At 45.2% G+C, this 20,679-nt stretch carries 18 protein-coding genes; 4 read left to right on the top strand and 14 right to left on the bottom strand.

Going from position 1 to position 20,679, the window contains the following annotated elements:
* Positions 1-140: 140 nt before the first annotated feature.
* The 7 genes from REC12_RS05825 to REC12_RS05795 form a co-directional block, all read right to left on the bottom strand.
* Positions 141-1,622, bottom strand: a complete 1,482-nt coding sequence (locus REC12_RS05825) for a glutamate synthase subunit beta (protein ID WP_308892877.1) — start codon at positions 1,620-1,622, stop codon at positions 141-143.
* A 29-nt stretch (positions 1,623-1,651) separates the two neighbouring features.
* Positions 1,652-6,214: a glutamate synthase large subunit gene (gene gltB / locus REC12_RS05820; RefSeq protein WP_308892876.1), complete on the bottom strand. Its 4,563-nt coding sequence runs from the start codon at positions 6,212-6,214 to the stop codon at positions 1,652-1,654.
* 518 nt (positions 6,215-6,732) lie between these two features.
* Positions 6,733-8,322 (bottom strand): H(+)/Cl(-) exchange transporter ClcA, encoded by a 1,590-nt coding sequence (clcA, locus tag REC12_RS05815; protein ID WP_308892875.1) that lies wholly within the window; start codon positions 8,320-8,322, stop codon positions 6,733-6,735.
* 41 nt (positions 8,323-8,363) lie between these two features.
* Complete coding sequence (gene alr / locus REC12_RS05810; RefSeq protein WP_308892874.1) at positions 8,364-9,485, bottom strand: alanine racemase; 1,122 nt, start codon at positions 9,483-9,485, stop codon at positions 8,364-8,366.
* Positions 9,486-9,508: 23 nt separating this feature from the next.
* Positions 9,509-11,080 (bottom strand): NAD(P)H-hydrate dehydratase, encoded by a 1,572-nt coding sequence (locus tag REC12_RS05805; RefSeq protein ID WP_308892873.1) that lies wholly within the window; start codon positions 11,078-11,080, stop codon positions 9,509-9,511.
* A gap of 26 nt (positions 11,081-11,106) precedes the next feature.
* A complete protein-coding gene (locus tag REC12_RS05800; RefSeq protein WP_308892872.1) occupies positions 11,107-11,463 on the bottom strand; it encodes a holo-ACP synthase in 357 nt (118 codons plus the stop codon).
* Between the two features lie 14 nt (positions 11,464-11,477).
* Entirely contained in the window at positions 11,478-12,080 is a 603-nt protein-coding gene (locus tag REC12_RS05795; protein ID WP_308892871.1) for a GntR family transcriptional regulator, read from the bottom strand.
* A gap of 159 nt (positions 12,081-12,239) precedes the next feature.
* Between REC12_RS05795 and eam the strand changes: the two genes are divergently transcribed.
* Both eam and REC12_RS05785 read left to right on the top strand, forming a co-directional pair.
* On the top strand, positions 12,240-13,490 hold the full coding sequence (gene eam / locus REC12_RS05790) for a glutamate 2,3-aminomutase (RefSeq protein WP_308892870.1): 1,251 nt from the start codon (positions 12,240-12,242) through the stop codon (positions 13,488-13,490).
* Between the two features lie 64 nt (positions 13,491-13,554).
* On the top strand, positions 13,555-13,740 hold the full coding sequence (locus tag REC12_RS05785; RefSeq protein WP_308892869.1) for a hypothetical protein: 186 nt from the start codon (positions 13,555-13,557) through the stop codon (positions 13,738-13,740).
* 78 nt (positions 13,741-13,818) lie between these two features.
* Here REC12_RS05785 and mnmL read toward each other — a convergent pair whose 3' ends face one another.
* From mnmL to REC12_RS05755, 6 genes are all read right to left on the bottom strand, one after another.
* Entirely contained in the window at positions 13,819-14,733 is a 915-nt protein-coding gene (gene mnmL / locus REC12_RS05780; RefSeq protein ID WP_308892868.1) for a tRNA modification radical SAM protein MnmL/YtqA, read from the bottom strand.
* 236 nt (positions 14,734-14,969) lie between these two features.
* Positions 14,970-15,350, bottom strand: a complete 381-nt coding sequence (locus tag REC12_RS05775; RefSeq protein WP_308892867.1) for a VOC family protein — start codon at positions 15,348-15,350, stop codon at positions 14,970-14,972.
* A 73-nt stretch (positions 15,351-15,423) separates the two neighbouring features.
* The gene (locus REC12_RS05770) at positions 15,424-16,620 is read right to left on the bottom strand and encodes a DVU0298 family protein (RefSeq protein ID WP_308892866.1); all 1,197 of its coding nucleotides are present in this window, start codon (positions 16,618-16,620) and stop codon (positions 15,424-15,426) included.
* A 220-nt stretch (positions 16,621-16,840) separates the two neighbouring features.
* Positions 16,841-17,086: a hypothetical protein gene (locus tag REC12_RS05765; protein ID WP_308892865.1), complete on the bottom strand. Its 246-nt coding sequence runs from the start codon at positions 17,084-17,086 to the stop codon at positions 16,841-16,843.
* Positions 17,087-17,226: 140 nt separating this feature from the next.
* The gene (locus tag REC12_RS05760) at positions 17,227-18,063 is read right to left on the bottom strand and encodes an SPL family radical SAM protein (protein WP_308892864.1); all 837 of its coding nucleotides are present in this window, start codon (positions 18,061-18,063) and stop codon (positions 17,227-17,229) included.
* A 36-nt stretch (positions 18,064-18,099) separates the two neighbouring features.
* A complete protein-coding gene (locus REC12_RS05755; protein ID WP_308892863.1) occupies positions 18,100-18,243 on the bottom strand; it encodes a hypothetical protein in 144 nt (47 codons plus the stop codon).
* A gap of 335 nt (positions 18,244-18,578) precedes the next feature.
* Here REC12_RS05755 and crcB point away from each other — a divergent pair, with 335 nt between their 5' ends.
* The gene (gene crcB / locus REC12_RS05750; protein ID WP_308892862.1) at positions 18,579-18,953 is read left to right on the top strand and encodes a fluoride efflux transporter CrcB; all 375 of its coding nucleotides are present in this window, start codon (positions 18,579-18,581) and stop codon (positions 18,951-18,953) included.
* Between the two features lie 87 nt (positions 18,954-19,040).
* On the top strand, positions 19,041-19,367 hold the full coding sequence (locus REC12_RS05745; RefSeq protein ID WP_308892861.1) for a DUF190 domain-containing protein: 327 nt from the start codon (positions 19,041-19,043) through the stop codon (positions 19,365-19,367).
* Positions 19,368-19,560: 193 nt separating this feature from the next.
* Here REC12_RS05745 and REC12_RS05740 read toward each other — a convergent pair whose 3' ends face one another.
* Entirely contained in the window at positions 19,561-20,313 is a 753-nt protein-coding gene (locus REC12_RS05740) for an HD domain-containing protein (protein ID WP_308892860.1), read from the bottom strand.
* Positions 20,314-20,679 lie beyond the last annotated feature (366 nt).

Raw genomic sequence — 20,679 nt, 5'->3', positions numbered from 1 at the left:
CTCAATACTATTGGAAATCTGTGAATTTATGAACAATTAGATTTAAAAAAAGTTCCCCCAAACTATACGCCTGAGGGATAATAGTTTAACTGCCGCTTAGACAGAGATTGCATTTTAGAGAAATCTCTCGCTAAAGAAGACTAAATTACACTTTTGCCCATGAGGTATTTATCAACTTCCCTAGCTGCAAGCTTTCCTTCCTGAATAGCCCAAACGATAAGACTTTGCCCTCTTCTCATGTCACCGGCGGTAAATACTTTCTCTACATTAGTCTCGAAAACTTCATATTCGGCTTTCACGTTACTTCTGGAATCCCTTTCCAGCTTAAGTTCATCCAAGATCGTATCCTCAGGCCCCAAAAATCCCATGGCCAGAAGCACAAGATCTGCTTGCCAAACTTTTTCGCTTCCCGGCACCTCCTGAGGAACCATTCGCCCTGAAGCATTCTTAACCCAAGTAACTTCTACGGTATGAACTTCTTTAACCTCACCGTTTTCATTGCCTACGATTTTTTTAGTAGAGATAAGGTAATTTCTGGGGTCTTTTCCATAGAGGCTTATGGCCTCTTCCTGACCGTAGTCCACTTTAAGCTTAACCGGCCATTCCGGCCAGGGGTTAGATTCTTCTTTTCTTTTTTCAGGCGGTTCAGGCATAATTTCCAGCTGATAAACGCTCCGGCAGCCATGCCGTATGGATGTGGCGACACAGTCCGTTCCAGTATCCCCGCCGCCGATAATAATAACATTTTTGTCCTTAGCACTTATAAAGCTGCCATCCTTAAGACCGGAATCGAGAAGGCTTTTCGTATTGGCCTTCAAAAAATCAACTGCAAAGCAGACTCCTTTAAGTTCCTTTCCCTCAACCTCAAGTCCCCTTGGCTTAGTGGCGCCGCCACACAATATCACCGCGTCGTATTGATCCACCAATTCCCGGGCAGGCATGTCTTTGCCTATTTCAGTGTTTAACACAAACCGGACTCCTGAAGCCTTCATCAGTTCCAGACGTCTTGCCACAACCTGTTTGTCAAGTTTCATATTGGGAATTCCGTACATCATTAATCCGCCGGCTCTGTCGTTCCTTTCATACACGGTCACATCATGCCCAACCGCGTTCAAATAGTAAGCTGCCGCCAGACCCGAAGGACCGGAACCGACAACGGCTACCTTTTTCCCTGTCTTTTTAGCCTTTTGGGGCAGGACCCAGCCTTCGGCAAAAGCCTTTTCGATAATTTCATATTCCAGACTATTGACCGTTACCGGCTCCATAATATAACCTTCCGTGCAGGCGCCTTCACAGGGCGCCGGGCAAACCCTTGAGGTGAATTCCGGGAAGGGGCTGGTCCGGGTCAGCCGCTTATAAGCCTCCTGCCATTGTCCTTTATAAACCAGTTCATTCCATTCCGGAATAAGATTATGAAGGGGACAGCCTGAGGCCATTCCGTTTAAGAGAACCCCGCCCTGACAAAAGGGAACTCCGCAGTTCATGCATCTGGCGCCCTGAGTTTTTATGATCTCAGGTTCCTGAGGAAGCTTTAATTCCGCCCAGTCTTTGATTCTATCTTCAGGAGATCGTTTCTTTGGATTTACTCTTTCATACTCTAAAAATCCAGTCGCTTTTCCCATTGTTAGTCCCACCTTAATCCTATTGTCCTTTAATTTTTAAAATGTTCTTCAAAGGCGACCATTAAGGCCTCTCCACCGCTCAGCCCTGCCTTATGGGCCCTATCAATGTTTTCAAGCATACGTTTATAATCTTTAGGTATTACTTTGGTGAATCTCACCGCATAACCGGCCCAATCGTCAAGAATCCTCTGGCCTTGCGGACTGCCGGTATACTCCACATGTTTTTCAATCATACCCTTAATTTCATTCATTTCCTCGGCGGATGTGATTTTTTCCAGGAGTACCATTGATTTATTGCAGTATATTTCGTCAAAATCTAAAATATATGCCACTCCGCCCGACATTCCCGCCGCAAAATTTCTTCCTGTTTTACCTAAGATAACCGCTTTGCCGCCTGTCATATATTCACAGCCATGGTCACCCACGCCCTCTACAACCGCTTTAACCCCGCTGTTTCTCACACAGAACCGTTCTCCGGCAATTCCATTGATATAAGCTTCTCCCGACGTCGCGCCGTAGAAAGCGACGTTTCCAATGAGAATGTTTTTCTCAGGCTCAAAATCAGCAGTCCTGGGGGGATAGACGACAATCTTACCGCCGGAAAGTCCTTTCCCCAAGTAATCGTTGGCATCTCCCTCAAGCTCAAGTGACATCCCCTTAGGAATAAAAGCCCCAAAACTCTGTCCGGCCGAACCGACAAAGGTCAGTTTAATGGTGTCTTCCGCGAGTCCGTTTTCACCGTATCTCTTGGAAATTTCGCTGCCTACGATAGTTCCGACAACCCGGTCAACATTATTGATTTTCAGCTTAGCTCGAATAGACTTCCGGTTATCCAGAGCCGGCTTGCACATCCTGAGCAGTTTTTTCATATCCAATGATTTTTCCAGCATATGGTTCTGTGCTTGAGCGTTAAACCGGCCAACATCAGCACCGGCATAGGGCTGATAAAGAATCTGGGACAGATCAAGATTGGAGGCTTTCCAATTTTTTATCCCCTCTTTGGTTTTCAGTTTATCTGTACGTCCAACCATTTCGTCGACGGTCCTGAATCCCAGTTTAGCCATAATCTCCCGCATTTCCTGGGCTACAAAACGCATGAAGTTTTCAACGTACTCAGGTTTCCCTTTAAAGTTTTTCCTCAAAGTTTGATCTTGAGTCGCTATTCCCACCGGACAGGTATTAAGGTTACAAACCCTCATCATGACACATCCGATAGCGATAAGAGGAGTTGTGGCAAACCCATATTCTTCAGCCCCCAGCATAGCTGCTATTACAACATCCCTGCCTGAAAGCAGTTTCCCGTCGGTTTCAACTATCACTCTGTCCCTTAATTTATTGAGAACCAAAGTTTGATGGGTTTCGGCAAGCCCCAGTTCCCAGGGAAGGCCGGCATTTTTAATGCTGGTCCTTGGGGACGCCCCGGTTCCGCCATCATAACCGCTGATCAGGATGACATCCGCTTTTCCTTTGGCTACACCGGCGGCAATTGTTCCCACCCCAACTTCGGAAACAAGCTTGACACTGATCCGGGCATCCTTATTGGCATTCTTCAGATCATGGATCAGCTCCGCCAAATCCTCAATCGAATAAATATCATGATGCGGAGGAGGAGAAATCAGATCAACACCCGGCGTGGAGTGCCTAACTTTAGCAATTTCCGGATAAACTTTGCGTCCCGGAAGCTGACCGCCTTCACCCGGTTTTGCACCTTGAGCCATTTTTATTTGGATTTCTTTGGCATTCACCAAGTAGTTGCTGGTCACGCCAAAACGTCCCGAGGCCACTTGTTTGATAGCACTGTTCTTGGTGTCGCCGTTGTCCATCACCGTAAACCGCTCGATGTCCTCTCCGCCTTCACCGGTATTGCTCTTGCCGCCCAACCTATTCATGGCAATAGCCAGGCATTCGTGAGCTTCTTTGCTGATGGAACCGTAGGACATTGCCCCGGTTTTAAACCGTTTGACAATCGAATCAATGGATTCCACTTCTTCGACAGGAATTGTATCTCCCGCATTGACTTTAAAATCAAGAAGGTTCCTTAACGTATAGACCGCTTCTTCGTTGATCTTTTTGGAAAACTCCCTATAAAGAGAGTAGTTCCCTTCCCGGCAGGCCTTCTGCAGCATATAGATGGTTTCCGGATTATAGAGGTGGATCTCCCCGTCATCCTTACACTGGAAGTAACCGCCAACTTCCAGTGTATCCGTATAGGGCGAGTTTTCGAGATAAGCACTTTCATGGCGCATTTGATTTTCTATTGCTATTTCTTCAAGCCCAATCCCTTCCACTCTGGAAGGCGTCATGGTGAAATACTTCTCGATGAGGTCTTTCCTGAGTCCTACAGCCTCAAAAATTTGAGATCCGTGATAACTGCGCATGGTCGAAATTCCCATCTTAGTGAGTACTTTAAGAATACCTTTCACGGAAGCTTTAATAAAGTTCTTTTTAGCCTCTTCATAAGTTAACCCGTCCAGCAATCCTCTTTCAGCAAGATCTTTGAGAGTTTCATAGGCCAGATACGGATTAATTGCCGTGACGCCGTAGCCAATAAGAGCACAGAAATGATGCACCTCTCTGGGTTCTCCTGATTCCAGGACAATGCCGATATTAGTTCTGATTTCTCTGCGAATCATATGATGATGGAGCCCTGAGGAGGCTAAGAGAGCGGGGATAGCTGCCAGTTCTTTGTTGACTCCCCGGTCGGAGAGGATGATGACATTGGCGCCTTCGCTGATCGCTTGGTCCGCCTTGCGGAATACTTTGTCCAAAGCCTTCTCCATGGCTTTAGGCCCTGCGGAAACTTTATAGAGTATGGATATGGTGACCGCTTTTAACTTATCATTATTGAGATGTTTAATCGTATGAAGCTGTTCATTCGTTAAAATCGGATGCTCCAAAGACAGACTGGCAGAGTTTCTCTGATCCGGATCGAGCAAATTTCCCGTATCCCCGAGAAGTATGCTGCCGGAAGTGATGATTTCTTCTCTTATGCCGTCGATAGGAGGATTAGTAACTTGGGCAAAGAGCTGCTTGAAATAAAGATAAAGCATTTGAGGTTTCTCTGATAAAACGGCCAGAGGCGAATCCATACCCATGGCTCCAACCGGGTCAACACCCTGTATGGCCATAGGCTGAATTGTTTTGGTGATATCCTCAAAGGTATAGCCGAAGGCTTTCTGCTGCTTGACCAGGTCTGCAGGGACATTCTCTTCTTGCAGATTCTCAACAGGCAAGTCGCTGAGATTGACGATATGCCGCTTGTTCCATTCTGCATAGGCGTGCAAGCGAGCTACACTTTGCTTGATTTCCTCATCGGAAATAATTCTCTTGGCTGCCGTATCGATAAGCAGCATTTTGCCCGGTTCCAACCGGCCTTTGTATTTTACATTTTCAGGCTTGATATCAATAACTCCGACTTCCGAAGCCAGAACGACCTTGTCATCTTTTGTCACATAATAACGGGAGGGCCGGAGTCCGTTTCTGTCCAGCACTCCACCGATAACCACGCCGTCTGTGAAAGCCATGGCCGCCGGTCCATCCCAAGGTTCCATTAAAAAGTCATTAAAGCGGTAAAAATCCCTTTTCTCTTTAGACATCAGCTCATTTTTTTCCCAAGGCTCAGGGATCATCATCATGACAGCATGAGGGAGAGACCTCCCTGTGAGGTGAAGGAACTCCAGGCTATTGTCAAACATGGCCGAATCACTGCCGGTCTCGTCAACAATAGGAAAAACTTTGGAGAGATCGTCAAAAAGCGGTGAATCAACACATTTCTGTCTCGCTTTCATCCAGTTGACATTTCCCCGGATAGTATTGATTTCACCGTTGTGCACGAGATAGCGGTTAGGATGTGCTCTTTCCCAACTTGGGAAGGTATTGGTGCTGAACCTGGAATGAACCATCGCCAGTGCTGAGGCAAAATCAAGGTCAGCAAGGTCAAGATAGAAATTCCGAAGTTGTTCCGCCGTCAGCATACCTTTATAGACGATCGTTTTGGCAGAAAGGCTGGAAATATAGAATGTGCCACCCTTGTCCTCACACATTGGAGCAATAACCTTTTCCGCTCGTTTTCTGATGATGTAAAGCTTTCTTTCAAAATCCATTTCATCCGAAATACCGGCCTCTTTGGCAATAAAAACCTGAATAAATCTCGGCATTACGGCCTTAGCTCCCTCACCGATGGTCGTCTTATCGATAGGAACTTCCCGCCAGCCTAAGATTCTCTGACCCTCTTCCTCAACGATTTTTTCAAAGGTTTCTATTTGAATTTTTCTGAAATCCTCATATTTATGGGCAAACACCATACCTACGCCGTAGCTGCCTTTGGCAGGCAAATCAAAACCCAGTACCTCACATTCCCTTTTGAAAAAATCATGAGGAATCTGAACTGTGATTCCGGCACCGTCACCCGTATTTTCATCGGCACCGCTTGCCCCTCTGTGGCTTAAGTTTTCTAGAACTGTTAAAGCTTCATCTATTATGGCATGGGATTTCTCTCCCTTAATATTAACAACAAATCCCATACCGCATGCATCATGTTCTAATGCCGGATCGTAAAGACCCTGTTTTTTCGGCAATCCGTAATTTTGCATAATACCCACCCTTTGTTGGACTTCAATTTTGTATGATGGCATTGTAACACAAATTTTTGAAATGAATAACTCATTCTATGAAAAAATAATGTATTCTTTAAGCTTTTTCACCATCCTACCTCAGCTTTCTTTACTTTATACTATTTTTTTATAGGCTTCCCTTGGCAAAATGCTATCTCTTCATCCATAATGCTCCCATCCTACAAACATCTTTGCATAACCAAGCAAGGAAACATAACTATCTCTTAGGAGTGTAATTTAAATTTTAACATATTCAGGAGGTCAGAAATACCGAAAAAACTAAATGTATTATGTATTTTTTCTAAAGTTCAGTTTCCACAGGCCAATAGCTGCCGTTTCTCAAATTCAATCTCCGCTCAAGTTCACTTGCCTTTTCAAGCCGGCCCTGATTGGGCGCAGTTCTGGATGATAAAAAGCAAAACGGCTCACACCCTTATGATGTAAGCCGTTAGGTTTGAGTATGGCTTTATTTTACTTGCTTAAACCTTTCTTTAATTCTAAGACAGCCCGATTTCGCAGCTTCCAACCATTTCTGACAAAACATCATTAATTTTAGATACTCTATCGTCATTGGTAAGCACAATCAAATAATCACCAGGGTAAATCATTGTATCGCCTTTAGGAATAATTTCTCGTTCACCGCGTTTGACTGAAACAAGCAGGCAATGAGAAGGCCATTCAACCTCTTTGATTAGTTTGCCATCTAACTTTGAACCCATGCAAACAGCGAATTCCAGGATGGATTTAGTCTTCTCACTGCCAATTGCCGACTCTTCGCCTTGTCTATGGAGAACTTTTTCCAGCAATGACTCATAGATAGGTTTGGAGCCTAAAAGGTCGGCCACTATATAGGCTGATATTGAGATTAAGGCCAAAGAGAGAAAGTGCGTAAATGAACCTGTCATCTCCGTAATCAGAATCGTCCCGGTAATGGGAGCTCTGACAATAGCAGTGAAATAACCGGCCATGGCCAGTATTATGAAATTATTGATATAAGTACTGTCCAAATGAAACATATGAACGACAACAATTCCATAGATATTACCTATTAAGGCTCCTATGGCCAAAAGCGGCAGAAAAATCCCCCCCGGCGCTCCCGACCCATAACAGGCCATCGTGAAAAAAAACTTGGCTAAGATGAGCAGCAAGAGCAGCTTTAAGGTAAAATTCTTTTCCGTCACGAGCGCAGCGATTAATTCATGGCCACCGCCTAAAACTTGAGGCAAGAAAAGACCTAAGAGGACAGAAATCAGCAGCGGCAGGATAACCCAATACTTTTTGGGCAGCCAGCGCTGCCGAGCGTATAAATCCTGGCTTTTTAAAAGCGTTTTATTAAAGACAACCCCCAAAAAGCCAATGATAATTCCTAATAAAATGATAAAGAAATAATAGCGCAAAGGGAAATCATGCAAATTGGCAAAACTCAGAACCGGCTTCATGCCCAAAAATTCATTGGTTACAAAATCTGCCGACAAGGCGGCGGACAGAGCCGAACACAATACCAAAGGCGAGAAGTTCTTGTGAACCTCTTCTAAGGCAAACATGACTCCCGCTAACGGAGCACCAAAAGCAGCCGCAAGTCCCGCGCTCGCTCCGCTGGTAATAAGATACTTTTCTTCTATTTTAATCCGTTTGAGCACACTGCTAAAACCCTGTCCGACGGCTGCCCCCAATTGAACGGACGGACCCTCGCGTCCCATCGACAGTCCTGCTCCGATTGCTAAAACCCCGCCGATAAATTTTCCGATAATAACCTTCCACCAAGTCATAGACAGTTTTCTTAAAAGAACTCCTTCCACTTGGGGAATACCGCTGCCGCTTATCATCGGTTCGTTTTTAACCATCAGGCCCACGATATAACCTAAGACAACAAGTACTACCAGCCAGACAGGAATGAGTGCAGGCTTTGTCATTAAAGCATTGTAGATTCGCGTCAGCAAAAGTCCTGCTTCTTCAAGTATAAAACGATATAATACCACGACTAAACCTGTGATAACACCAATCCCAATTCCTTCAAAGACTAATTGCAGTCGAAAACTATTCCAATGAAACAAAGTATTATAAGTATTATGTTTGTTACTTGCCATTTGTTGCTTCCCCCATTATTGACTTAGCCCCAAACCGTTGTCTACTCATCCTTGGCAGAGGCGAGATAAATCCGCGGGACACGTTTGGAAATCCCACAAATAACTTCATAACTGATAGTTCCCAGCCATTCCGCCATTTCCGTAGCCGTAATTTGCTCGTAGCCATCCTTCCCCAGAATCGTAACCACATCTCCGATATGGACTCCCGGAATTTTGGTCACCTCAAGCATGGTTTGATCCATACAAATCCGTCCGATGATCGTGGAGCGCCGTCCGTGAACCAGCATCTCACCATAGTTAGAGAGCGCCCGCCTTAAGCCATCGGCATACCCCAAGGGAATCGTGGCAACAGTCGTGGGGTAGGCTGCCTGAAAGGTACGGCCATAGCTGACAGTTTCTCCTGTTTTAATCTTTTTGACATGAGCAACCTTAGCTTTCCAAGACATAACAGGCTCTAAACCGATATTGCATCCCACTTGCGGTGATGGCGCCAATCCGTACAAACCTATGCCCGGACGAACAAGCTCAAAGTGGGACTCCGGGAACTGAATAATCGCAGCGCTATTGGCGGCATGCCGGATCGGGATTTTAAGCCCGGCCTTTTTGAGCTTGTCACAGAGCACTTGAAAGCGCTTAAGCTGTTGACGGGCAAAGGTCAAATCTCTTTGATCAGATGTGGCAAAGTGAGTAAAAATTCCTTCTATAAATAAATTGGGCAGCGTTGTTATTTTCATAATCTCGGAAACATCCGTATCACGAAACCCGATTCTACCCATGCCAGTGTCAATTTTTATATGTAGTCTTGCCGTGCGGCCAAATTTTACAGCTGCTTCCGAGAGGGCACGAGCCTGAGACAGTTGAAAAATCGAGGGCACAATATCTTCCCGCACCACACTATCCCACTGGTCAATTTCACTGGCTCCGATAATCATAACGTTTATTTGAGGAAACTCAGTTTTTAGCTCTAACGCCTCTTGCAGCAAGGCAACTCCAAAGCGTTTCGCTCCGCACTCCAGGAGTGTCTTCACAACGGGGACTATGCCGTGCCCATAAGCGTCCGCCTTGACAATAGGCATCATTTCACTTTGAGTGTAAGCCTGAAGCTTGTAATAATTTTCTTTTAAGGCCTGTAAATTCACCTCGGCCCAAACTTGTCGTTCCATAGTTCTCCCTCCTCTTTTCTTCTTTAACCCAGCTTCAGCTCCAAAGAACGCCGCACCAGGGGCAGACGGTCCGCTACCTCAGAAGCCAGGAACCCAGACCAGCCATGGTCTTTGGCGAGATCATCGGCAGATTTTCCATGTAAGTAAACTCCCAGGCAGGCGGCTTCCAGCGGCGGTACTCCCTGAGCCAGCCAGGCGAGAATACTCCCGGTAAGGACATCACCTGTTCCGCCTGTACCGAGTCCCGGATTTCCGGTTGGGTTAAAAAAGGCCCGGCCATCCGGTGAGGCAACAATCGTCACAGAACCCTTGAGCACAACGACTGCTTCCCACTCAACGGCTTTTGTCAAGGCTAAATCAAGCCGATTGCTCTCAACATCTTCAACGCTGCATTGACAAAGTCTAGCCATCTCACCGGGGTGAGGGGTAAGGATTAACGGTCCCCGTCCATTTCTTGCTTCCAGTAAGCTTAATTCCTGGCCTACCAGATTAAGGGCATCCGCATCTAAAACAATTGGAAAGCTAAAGGTCCTCAGAGCTTGCTCAAGCACACCGGCAAATTGCGGGTTCTGCGCAAGCCCCGGCCCAATCGCCAGAGCTTGGGCCTTCTCCGCTTGTCTCAATATCACCGGCCAGGCCTCTTCATTAAGATAATCTTGTCCCGGCGCGGACCAAACCGTTGCCTCCGTCACGCTCCTATCCACATCTTGGGCAATTCCTTGAGGGGTGATAATTTGTAATAAACCAATACCGCTGCGCAAAGCTCCCCGGCCGGCTAAACTGGCCGCACCGCTCATTCCCTTGGAACCGGCAACGAGAATTCCCTTGCCGTGAGTTCCTTTGTGCCCTTTTAAATGGCGTACCGGAAGAGTGTCTCTAATTCTATCGTCGGTTAAAACGTATGTAGAAATGCTTTCGTCTTCAAGAAACTCTTCCGGAATGGAAATCGGGTCTACTGCAACTCGCCCGCAATAATTCGGACCTTCACCCAGAAAAAGACCCCACTTTGGCAGGCCAAAGGTAACTGTCGTTTGAGCTCGAATCGCGGTGCGATATACCTTCCCTGTATTAGCCTCTACCCCACTGGGAATGTCAACAGAAACCACCCAGGCGGAGGCATTATTTACTTCATTGACATATTCTTCGATCAAACTCGGCAAAGCCCCCCGCATGCCAATTCCATAAAGAGCATCCACAATGACATCGGCTTGGGCCAGGGCAAACCGTGCCAGGAGCCGTTGTTTCTCTCCTTCAATAACAAAGCATTTGCCTGTCGTACCTTGATACAGGCGCAGATTCAAGGCCGCATCTCCTTTAAGCTCCTCGGCAGCGGCGAACAATAAAACCGAAACATCCATGCCTTGAAAAACCAAATGACGGGCAACTGCTAACCCGTCTCCCCCGTTATTCCCTTTGCCCACCAGGATCACAGCTTTAAGGCCGTTTAAATTCCCCTCTTTAGGGCCAAAACCCCGGCGAATTTCCTCGGCAACAGCCCAAGCCGCGTTTTCCATAAGAAGCAAACTTGGGATGCCGTATTGCTGAATAGCCCTTTCTTCTATCTTGCGCATTTGCTCTGCATTAACGACGCGCACGTTTCCCACCCCACTTTCCATTCACTTTAACTTAAAATTGCGAAGGCTACGGCTTGTGTGCGATCATGAGTCAGGCTGACACGAACCAGGGAACCTCCTCTGGCTTGGGCCTGGGCCATTGCTTTGGAACTAAGGAAAACGAGAGGCTCTCCGCTTGGCGCAGCTATAATTTCTATGTCATGCCAGGATAACCCGCACAAACCCGTTCCCAGTGTTTTCAGAACGGCTTCCTTCCCCGCGAAGCGTGCCGCATAGCTTTGCATCCCTTTGCCTGTCAGGTTTTCCCGCTCGCGGATTGTGAAAAGCCGTTCAAATAGTCTGGGGTGCCGTTCTAAAGCATTTGCCATCCGTTCAATTTCTATAATATCAATACCAGGATACATGTTTTTCTCCATTATCATGAGATTAGTTGCTGCAAACGCATTTGTCCTTCCGCCGAACCCGCTACTAATAAGACATCCTCACCACGCAGGACAAAACCGGCTTCGGGCGAGAACTGCTCCACACCGTCGCGCACTACGGCGATAATCGTTGTCCCTGTGCGTTCACGAATCCTCAAATCACTCAAAGTTTTGCCAATCGCCGGTGAATTCTTGCCGATTTCAATTTCTCCGACGTCCAGCCAACGAGACATGATGCGGTCCGCATACCCCTGCAGCTTATTGAGATGACTCTCTATTTTTAAATCGTTTTCCCGCCTTTGATCCATCAGTTTCTTAAGATCCTCGAGAAAGATTTGAATTTCACCCTTTTGATCAAAAGATTTCACAAATTTCTCCGCCATGGCTTTTGATGTTACCTTGATTCCTACCCCTTGGCTGACAATAACCACACCAACATTTTGCAAAATGGCAATTGCTCTGCGTATTGTTTCCGGAGATACGTTATACCGTCCCGCTAACGTAGAGCGACCATGAATTTTTTCGCCTTCATGATATTCTCCCATCATGATCGCATGAGCTATATCAATAGCTATCTCCTGATAACGAGCTTGTTCCAACTCTTTTCAACCCCTTACCCCATTTAATCTATTATAACATAGCCAACTTCGTGAGGCATCATGCTCTTGACAACTAACAACTTAATTGATATTATTAGGTTGTTAGTTGTGATGTACACAATTTATTTCCTTTAAAATAAACTACAAGGAGGAATCTTGATGGCGGTTCAACTGAATCATACACCAGATACTAGTCGCCAGCTTTCATTGCGACGCGCAGCTGAGCTTAGGCAGAAGATTACTCCCTATCTTGAGAAATGCAAAACGATTTCTACGGGACTTTCTAACGCTGATATTTTTCACAAACGTCAAGAAAATATTTTGAATTTTTTTAATGCAACCCCTCAAGATTGGGAAGACTGGCATTGGCAAATGAAACACCGTATTACGAATGCCGATGCTTTAAAAACTCTGTTCCCGCAATTATCTCCTCAACAATGCACAGACATTGAACATATAGGAAAAACCTTTCGTTGGGCTATATCTCCTTATTATCTTAGCTTGATGGAGGTTACGGACCCCCTTGATCCTATTTGTCTTCAGGGACTGCCGACCCTGGCCGAGCTCGACGATGATTTCGGGGAAGAGGACCCCATGGGAGAAGCGCTTACTAATCCCGCGCCTTGCATTACCCGGCGTTATCCGGACCGCTTAATTATTAACGTCACCAACATGTGTGCCATGTACTGCCGCCACTGCCAGCGTCGTCGAAATATTGGAGAAACTGATTCCCATGCCAAAATAGCGGATCTTAAAGCCGCTCTTGAGTATGTTCGGGCTAACCCGGAAATCAGAGATGTCTTAGTAACCGGAGGAGACGCTTTGCTCTTAAGTGACCAAACCCTCGATTGGCTCCTGAGTGAACTGCATTCTATTCCCCACGTTGAAATCAAACGAATCGGAACGCGGGTACCTGTTACTTTACCCATGCGCATTACTGACGAGTTGTGCTCTATCTTAGCTAAATATCCACCGATCTATATTAACACTCAGTTCAACCACCCTAAAGAAGTCACCGAAACGGCTCAAAAGGCGGCTGACAAACTTATTGCGGCAGGAGTGGTTTTAGGGAATCAGGCAGTTTTGCTCAAAGGTGTTAATCATCAGCCTGAGGTCATGAAAAAGCTCAACCAAGAACTTCTTAAAATCAGAGTACGTCCCTACTATATCTTCCATGCCAAAAACGTAAAAGGAACACGGCATTTTGTACCGAGAATTCAAGACGGACTTGCCGTAATGCAATATTTACGGGGGTATACTTCAGGCCTTGCAGTGCCAACTTATATCATAAACGCCCCTAAAGGCGGAGGCAAGACACCTATCCTACCCCAATATCTGGTATCGCTCGATGAAAACCAGGCTGTTTTAAAAACGTGGGAAGGGAAACTCGTTCCCTATGAAACCCCTTAGCGGGAACCTCAAACCTTTAAGTATTGAGAATTAACAAATATTTTTATGAGAGGAGCATCAGGCCATGACTGAACGTCTCAACAATGAACAAATCTTCCGACGGATCATTGAAACAAATTCAGATGTGCAGCGTTACTTGGATTTAGCTCCCAGTTATAAACCTATTTTAAGGGAAGCTAAGCCCTTAAAAGAAACCTATCAAAATTTATTGCTTCCTGTCAAATTTTCCAGATCAACTCTTAGGCCTTAAGTATTTTGACGTTTTCTCCTCCCTTTCACTAGGTAACCCTTCGGGGTTACTTTTTTTGCTGTCGCAAGAGCACCCTCCTTAAAATGAAAATTTCCCTTGCCATGTATCCCTGCGCCTTAATTCAGCATCGAGAGCATTGAGCACCTCCCATTTTTTGCGACTCCAAAGAGGACCTATCAAATCAGCGGGCGGACCATCCCCGGTTAAACGATGGATAATCATTTCGGCAGGCAATAGCTCTAAAATGTCGACTACAAGAGAAACGTAATCTTCTTTTGTCATCAGTTCAAAAGGATGAGATTTATAAATCTCCGCCAGAGGCGTCCCACTCAACAGATGAAGCAAGTGGATTTTGATTCCCTGCAACGGCATCTTAGCCACCGCCCGGGCAGTTTCCATCATGTCCTCCCGCACTTCACCCGGAAGACCAAGGATAATATGAGCACAAACGCGAATCCCTCTTGAACGCAGTTGCTCAAGACCCTGGCAAAACTGCGCATAATTGTGTCCCCTGCCCATCCGCTCCATCGTGTGGTCATGGATACTTTGCAATCCCAGTTCAACCCATAAATAAGTTCTGCGGTTCAGCTCTTCCAAATAAGCCAAGACATCCTCCGCTAAGCAATCCGGTCTTGTGGAAATAGAAATTCCAACCACATTTTCCTCCGCCAAGGCCTTCTCATACACTTCACGCAGGCGTTCCACAGGAGCGTAGGTATTTGTATAGGCTTGAAAATACGCCAGGTATTTGGTCGCCGGCCATTTTCTCTTCATTCGTTCCGTTACAACAGCAAACTGGTCCTCTATAGGGGACCCATGCTCCCCTGCAAAGTCTCCCGATCCCCGCTCACTGCAATAGGCACACCCTCCCCATCCCAATGTCCCATCTCGATTCGGACACGTAAAACCGGCATCCAAGGAAACCTTAAAAACTTTCTCTCCGAACTTTTCTCGCAAGTGTTCATTAAAAGTATAATAGCGTTTTTTCTCCATGACCTTATAATTTCACTCTTTTACAAAAAATTAATAATTCCAACCAGATCTTAGCATAACAAAAACTGTCCTGGAACGTCAATTTCTGATTCAAAGAAAGTATTCAACAAAGTTTACACTTCCTTGCAGCGCAAGCTAAAAAGCTTCGCTAAGGATGCATCCGGTGCATAATTAGCGAAGCTATATTGGCATTAAATCGGCAGAGACCTAAAATGTCTCTGACACATGGCCTTTCCCTATCCTTGATACAACTCAATTTTTTCCCCGCTTGGCCCATGGAAGAAGAAATTATACCGCCCTTCACCTAAGGACATTGGCTCTAAGGAGGGCATCTCTACTTGCTGGGATTGTAAATAGTCTATGGCCTTAAAGATATCTGTTACACGGAGAGCCAAATGATTGATAACCCCATCCTCAAACCGGCGCCCATCGATAACCTCTACCAATTCCACGACAGTACCACCTAATTCTAAAAAAGCCAGTTCTACATCTCCCGGTTTAATTTGATAGAGAAACTTAAAACCAAGGACTTCTCTATAAAAGTCAAGGGCTTTCTCCATATTTAAAGCTTTTATCCCGATATGTTCTACCCCAGTGAACGGTAATTCCGTTTTCATAAATTTACACCCCCTTTTAGCGCACAAGTTTAATTAATTTTTCCCGGAATTCAATATTTGGCAAGCAAATATTTCAGCTATTTTTTTCGGCAGATCCCAAAACGCCCTCCAGCTCCAAAAGCCTTTGCTTAATATTTAGACCTCCTGCATACCCTGTTAAACTTCCATCTTTGCCTATTACTCGATGACAGGGTACTACAATCCCCAGGGGATTGCGGTGGTTAGCCATGCCAACCGCTCTTTGAGCCTTGGGGTTTCCCACGTTCTCAGCCAGTTCACCGTAGTTTCTTGTTTCTCCATAAGGAATACGGCAGAGTTCTGCCCAAACTTTGCGCTGAAAAGGTGTCCCCACAGAGTGAAGGGGAATCGTGAACACCTTACGCTTACCCTTTAAGTATTCCTGCACCTGCTGGAGCGCCTGACTGTTAGGTTCCCGCTTCCGAAGGACAAACGCTTTAGGGAAGCAGCGCGACGTCCAGGTCCGGAGCGTCGTTTCCTCAGCCGGACCCAGGCTTAGCCAACAAAGCCCCTTTGCCGAAGAGGCGACGGTCATCTCTACCTCTAAATCCTTAATCATGACCTTTTCCGTCCAAAACGAAATGATTGGAGCATTCCAAAGGTCTGAGACAGGATACTTCTTAAACCTGCCATCTTGATAAATTTCAATGACGCTCCGCTCGTTTTGCAATGAAGCAGCGATGGTTTCGGGAACTTGCCATTTGGGCCCTGTTTCACGGTAAAGAGGGAAAACTCCTTGCGATGATTGCATCAGAGTATAAATTAAAGCTGCCAACCCCAAGAGCAAGGGCTCTTTTGATGACAGGTAAGGGTTTATTCGTTCTTCCAGCGGTTCTACTAAATGCGGAGCATTCTGAGCAATTTGGCAGAACCCCCACAATGCTCCTTCTCTTAGGCTGTCATCTTGCAGCAGATCCGACAACATCCAGTTAAAATGCCCGCAGGATTCCGGACAATGGGCAATAATACTGCTTATAGCTTCCGAAGAATTCCAAGCCGTTCCCCCCGACTCCTCATTAAGCATCCAAAAATATCTGCGCACAAGTTCAACCGCTATGTTTTTTTCTTCCTGTTCCAGAGCATGGGTTACAACACCCAGAGCTTCAACGGCTCTCCAAAAAACGATTCCATCCTTGACATAAATCCGCGCCACTAGCTGTCTCACAACATTCCTGTCCTCTTTGGCCCAGGTTATAAGTTGCTCCCAGTCCCGGTTTTCCAATGTACGTTCTACATCTCTTTTAGTAGGCATTGGACACCCTCTCTTAAATTTATTTGTTTTCGAAATAGTCCATACCCGGTAAGAATCCTTGTTTTGCTTCCTTATTTGGATTAATCTTATCACAACTTTTATATCTGGAAAACGTTCTCCTCCGCATTGGGGAATATCCAGAGGATTAGTAGGAAAATAAAGGCAAAAAATAATGTTTTTCTTAATTATCACCTATAAGAGAGACTTCTCAGAAGGGGCATTACAACTGCATGTTAAACCCTAACTTGCCAAACAGAATAGCCGCGATTATTAACAAGCGGAAGGCTTCCCAGTAGGTAATTTCTCTGATATTAAAGATGCGCGTTAACGTTATGTTCCACAGCCACATTAGGACGCCGCCAAGTATGAACAGCGCCACAATCCATACGAGCAGCATTGAAAAAATTCCGCCCACTACCCCGTGGGCAAAGGCCATCGGGCCAGGTCCAAAAGGAATATCGCTCATAAAAACTCACTCCCATCTCATCTATCATCATAAGAACCTTTCAACGCCGATTCCTCTTTTCCTCTCAAGATACGAACAAATAATTTTGAAAGAACAGAATACTAAGCTGCCTGCTATACAAGGACAAGCAACCGGTTAATTTAAAGCGAGATAAAATTAGGATGGCACCCCACAAACTCACTTATCTGCTGAAATCGGCTTTTGATTTTATCCCGGTAAACTCCCGGATTGCTCAGATATTCTTCTAAGTCCGGCATGCTTGGGTTGAAAAACTGCCGATAGGCACTTTTCAAGCGATGGACAACCGCAGGATAGGGATTAAGAAAATCTACCAGAATTTCGCTCACACCTTCTTCGTGAAGAGTATGCAGCAACTGAGACAAGGCTTCCTCGCGATCCGCTAACCCCGGCAACAGTGGGGCAATAAAAACCCACACCGGAATTCCAGCCCTAATTAATTGTCGGAGCGCATCGACTCTCCGTTGCGGCGAAGAAGCGCCTGGCTCGAATACCTGAGCAGTTTTTAAATCCAAAGAAGTAATGGTAAATCCAACCTCGCAAGGCATCTGTCTTAAAATCGCGATATCTCTCTCTACTAACGCTGATTTTGTTAAGATGTTAACCTTGAGCATTTGGTAATCAGCTAAAATCTTTAAGCTGGATCTGGTAATTTCATAACGGGCTTCAACCGGCTGATAAGCATCCGTTACCGAGCCCAGCAAAACCTTACCTTCGGGTTTAACCCGGCGCCCACTCAACTGTTTGGCTAACACTGCGGGAAAATTAATCTTCACATCCAGAAACTCGCCCCACTTCTCCTGATGCCCCGTAAAACGGCACATAAAAGAAGCGTAGCAATATACACAGCCATGAACGCAGCCTACATAAGGATTCATACAATAAGCAAAACCTGGAATTCCCGTTTTGTTCAGGGCTGACTTGCATAGTTTTTCTTGGGGAATAGCCTTCAGGGACACATTTCTTCCTCCCTTCATCTCGATGCTCTCAGCCAGTCAGGACTGTTCTCCATCTTCTGAAATTATTTCCTTATGCTTATTTTTGCGCGTGTAGTCTTTGAGCGACTTATGAGGGCGAGTCCCTGTATTGAAATAAACTTGAGTTCTTGGTTTGCGGGTTATTTTAGATTTCTTTTTCATAGCGGCAACTCCTTTTTCGTCGTTCATAGTTTATTCTATTTCCATTTCTATAAATTGCTTGTTCCCACAGATTCCTATGCTTTACGGAGTGTGAACAACAGCCCTGTTTGCCGTAGCCGATCCCGATTTCAGCCTTTCAAATTTGGCTATAAGATGACATGCATGCTATTGCTTTCAAATACTTTTTTCGTTATTATAAAAAGTGAGTTGGTTAGCTTTTAAATTTCAAACCTTTTCCAACTTGCGATGGGGCTCGCTTTTGCATAATGCTGATGGCTCCTACTGAAACTATCTCAGTAGGAGCCTTTAATTTTCCAAAAAAGAGGAGGGGAAAAATGCAAAGTATACTGGTTATTGCTTTAGGAGGTGCTTTAGGCGCACTGTCCCGCTACGGTCTCGGCCTTTTAGTATCCAGCAAATGGAACCAAGGGTTCCCTTTAGGTACTTTCTTGATAAATATAACCGGGGCTTTTTTACTGGGATTCCTGAATATATTGTTTATAGAAAAACTGACAATCAGCCCATTATGGCGTTTAGGTATCGGAATCGGCTTTCTTGGAGCTTACACCACATTTTCGACCTTTAGCTATGAGGTTATCATGTTAATTGAGGGTGGAAGTTTGCTTACAGCAGGATTATACACTTTATTGAGTATAGTTATCGGCTTCACCGGGGTTGCTCTGGGAGTAGGTCTGGCCCGCATGCTGTAATGCATTTTTAATTATTAGTTTCCTAACGAAAAGACCATTGTTAAGGTTACCGGTTAAGTCCAAAATATTTGGGAGGAGGCGTGTACAATGTTAGGTAAAGCAAAACTACTTAAAGTTTATCTGGGTGAAAACGAGCGTTACAAAAACAAGCCCCTGTATCAACATTTGGTCCATTGGTTCAAAGAAAAAGGGATTGGCGGCGTGACGGTGAGCCGAGGAATCGAAGGATACGGCGCGGACAAAGTTCTCCATTCAGCCCGGCTCTTAGAGCTGTCATCTGATTTGCCGATGATCCTGGAAGTTGTTGATCTCGCGGAAAAGATCGATCCTCTAATCCCGGAAATTTGTGCGATAGCCCCAAAAGGTTTAGTTTTTACCGCTGATATTCATGTTTATAAACACGGCAAGCAATAGCTTCTCTTTAACTTCTTATTTGTTAAAGTACTTCTTTAAAATGAGATCGGACTCAATTAAAACAACCGCAAGAATCTTTACTCTTGTGGTTGTTTTAATTGAGGCAAGCGGTGAGTTAAGAGCGGCTAAGTCTCTGGATAAGTGCGACTAAGATTCAGATGGAGTTAAAAACTCCACCTGAATCAAGTTTGCTTTATTGGACAAGCCTGCTTTTTAAATGAATTCTAAGGAAATCATAAACCCTTTGAATATCCTCTGCAGGTTCGATAGTTTCAACCATTCGTTCCAAAAAACGCTGCTCTATAAGCTTCTTTAAGGTAAAATCATAATTAATATCCAAAACCCAAGACATTCTCATCAGCTTAATATCATCGTCAGTTTTAGCTATCCTGAAAGATACTACGTTTCCTTCAAGAATCGACTTTATTACTTCCGGCGAATGGCCATCCTTGTCCCCAGGATTTTGCGCCGTCTCCTGGACAAACTGCTGGAATATGTCCAGTTTGTCTGCATCGCGAATTAGCTTGCAAAATACAAGACAGTTGTCAGAGATGACCCGAGGCAGCAAATATTTATTGTGACATCTTATCGCTGTCTCAACTATGGTCTTCTCTTCCTCAGTCAATTCTTTTAATACCTGATTGACAGCTAAGACCCGCAGTCCTAGTTCAGCGTGATCCTCCGAAACAATATCTTTATAAGTACCGTATTTCATGAATTGTTCAAACCGGCCCGCATCATGAAGCAGCCCAATAGCTTCTGCCATGCAGGTATCATTGGAATTTAAATCGAGGGAAACAGCAATATTCAGGGCATTGGCCCTAACCCGAGAGGTATGATCTATTTTGGCTTGAATACTGGCAGCTGTTTTGGGATCTCCGGAAAGAAAATCGTTTGAGTAGTGCACGAACCAAGAGTTAAGGCGCTCAAGCCGGGATTGATTCATTTTCCTCACTCCCCTACAATATTCAGTGCAGCACATTAAACCATACAATTAAACCATACGATTAGACCAATACCTATTCTATTCTGCGGTTTTTTCTAATTTCCTCCAAACAAACGGCAAACCAGAGGATTATTTAACGATTGTTTTATGCATAATAACTTAAATAAAGGTTCGAAATTTTATCCGATGACTAATCCGCTCTAAGACTCCCGCTTTGGCAAGCGGTGAGTCAAGAGCGGCTAAGTCCCTGGATAAGGGCGACTAGGATTCAGTTGGAGTAAAACTCCGCCTGAATCAAGTCTTCTTTATCCGCTGACTAATCCGCTCTAAGACTCCCGCTTCGGCAAGGGGTGAGTTAAGAGCGGC

The organism is Candidatus Desulfosporosinus nitrosoreducens (assembly GCF_030954495.1).
Lineage (GTDB): Bacteria > Bacillota > Desulfitobacteriia > Desulfitobacteriales > Desulfitobacteriaceae > Desulfosporosinus > Desulfosporosinus nitrosoreducens.
This window is presented reverse-complemented; position numbering and strand designations above follow the sequence as displayed.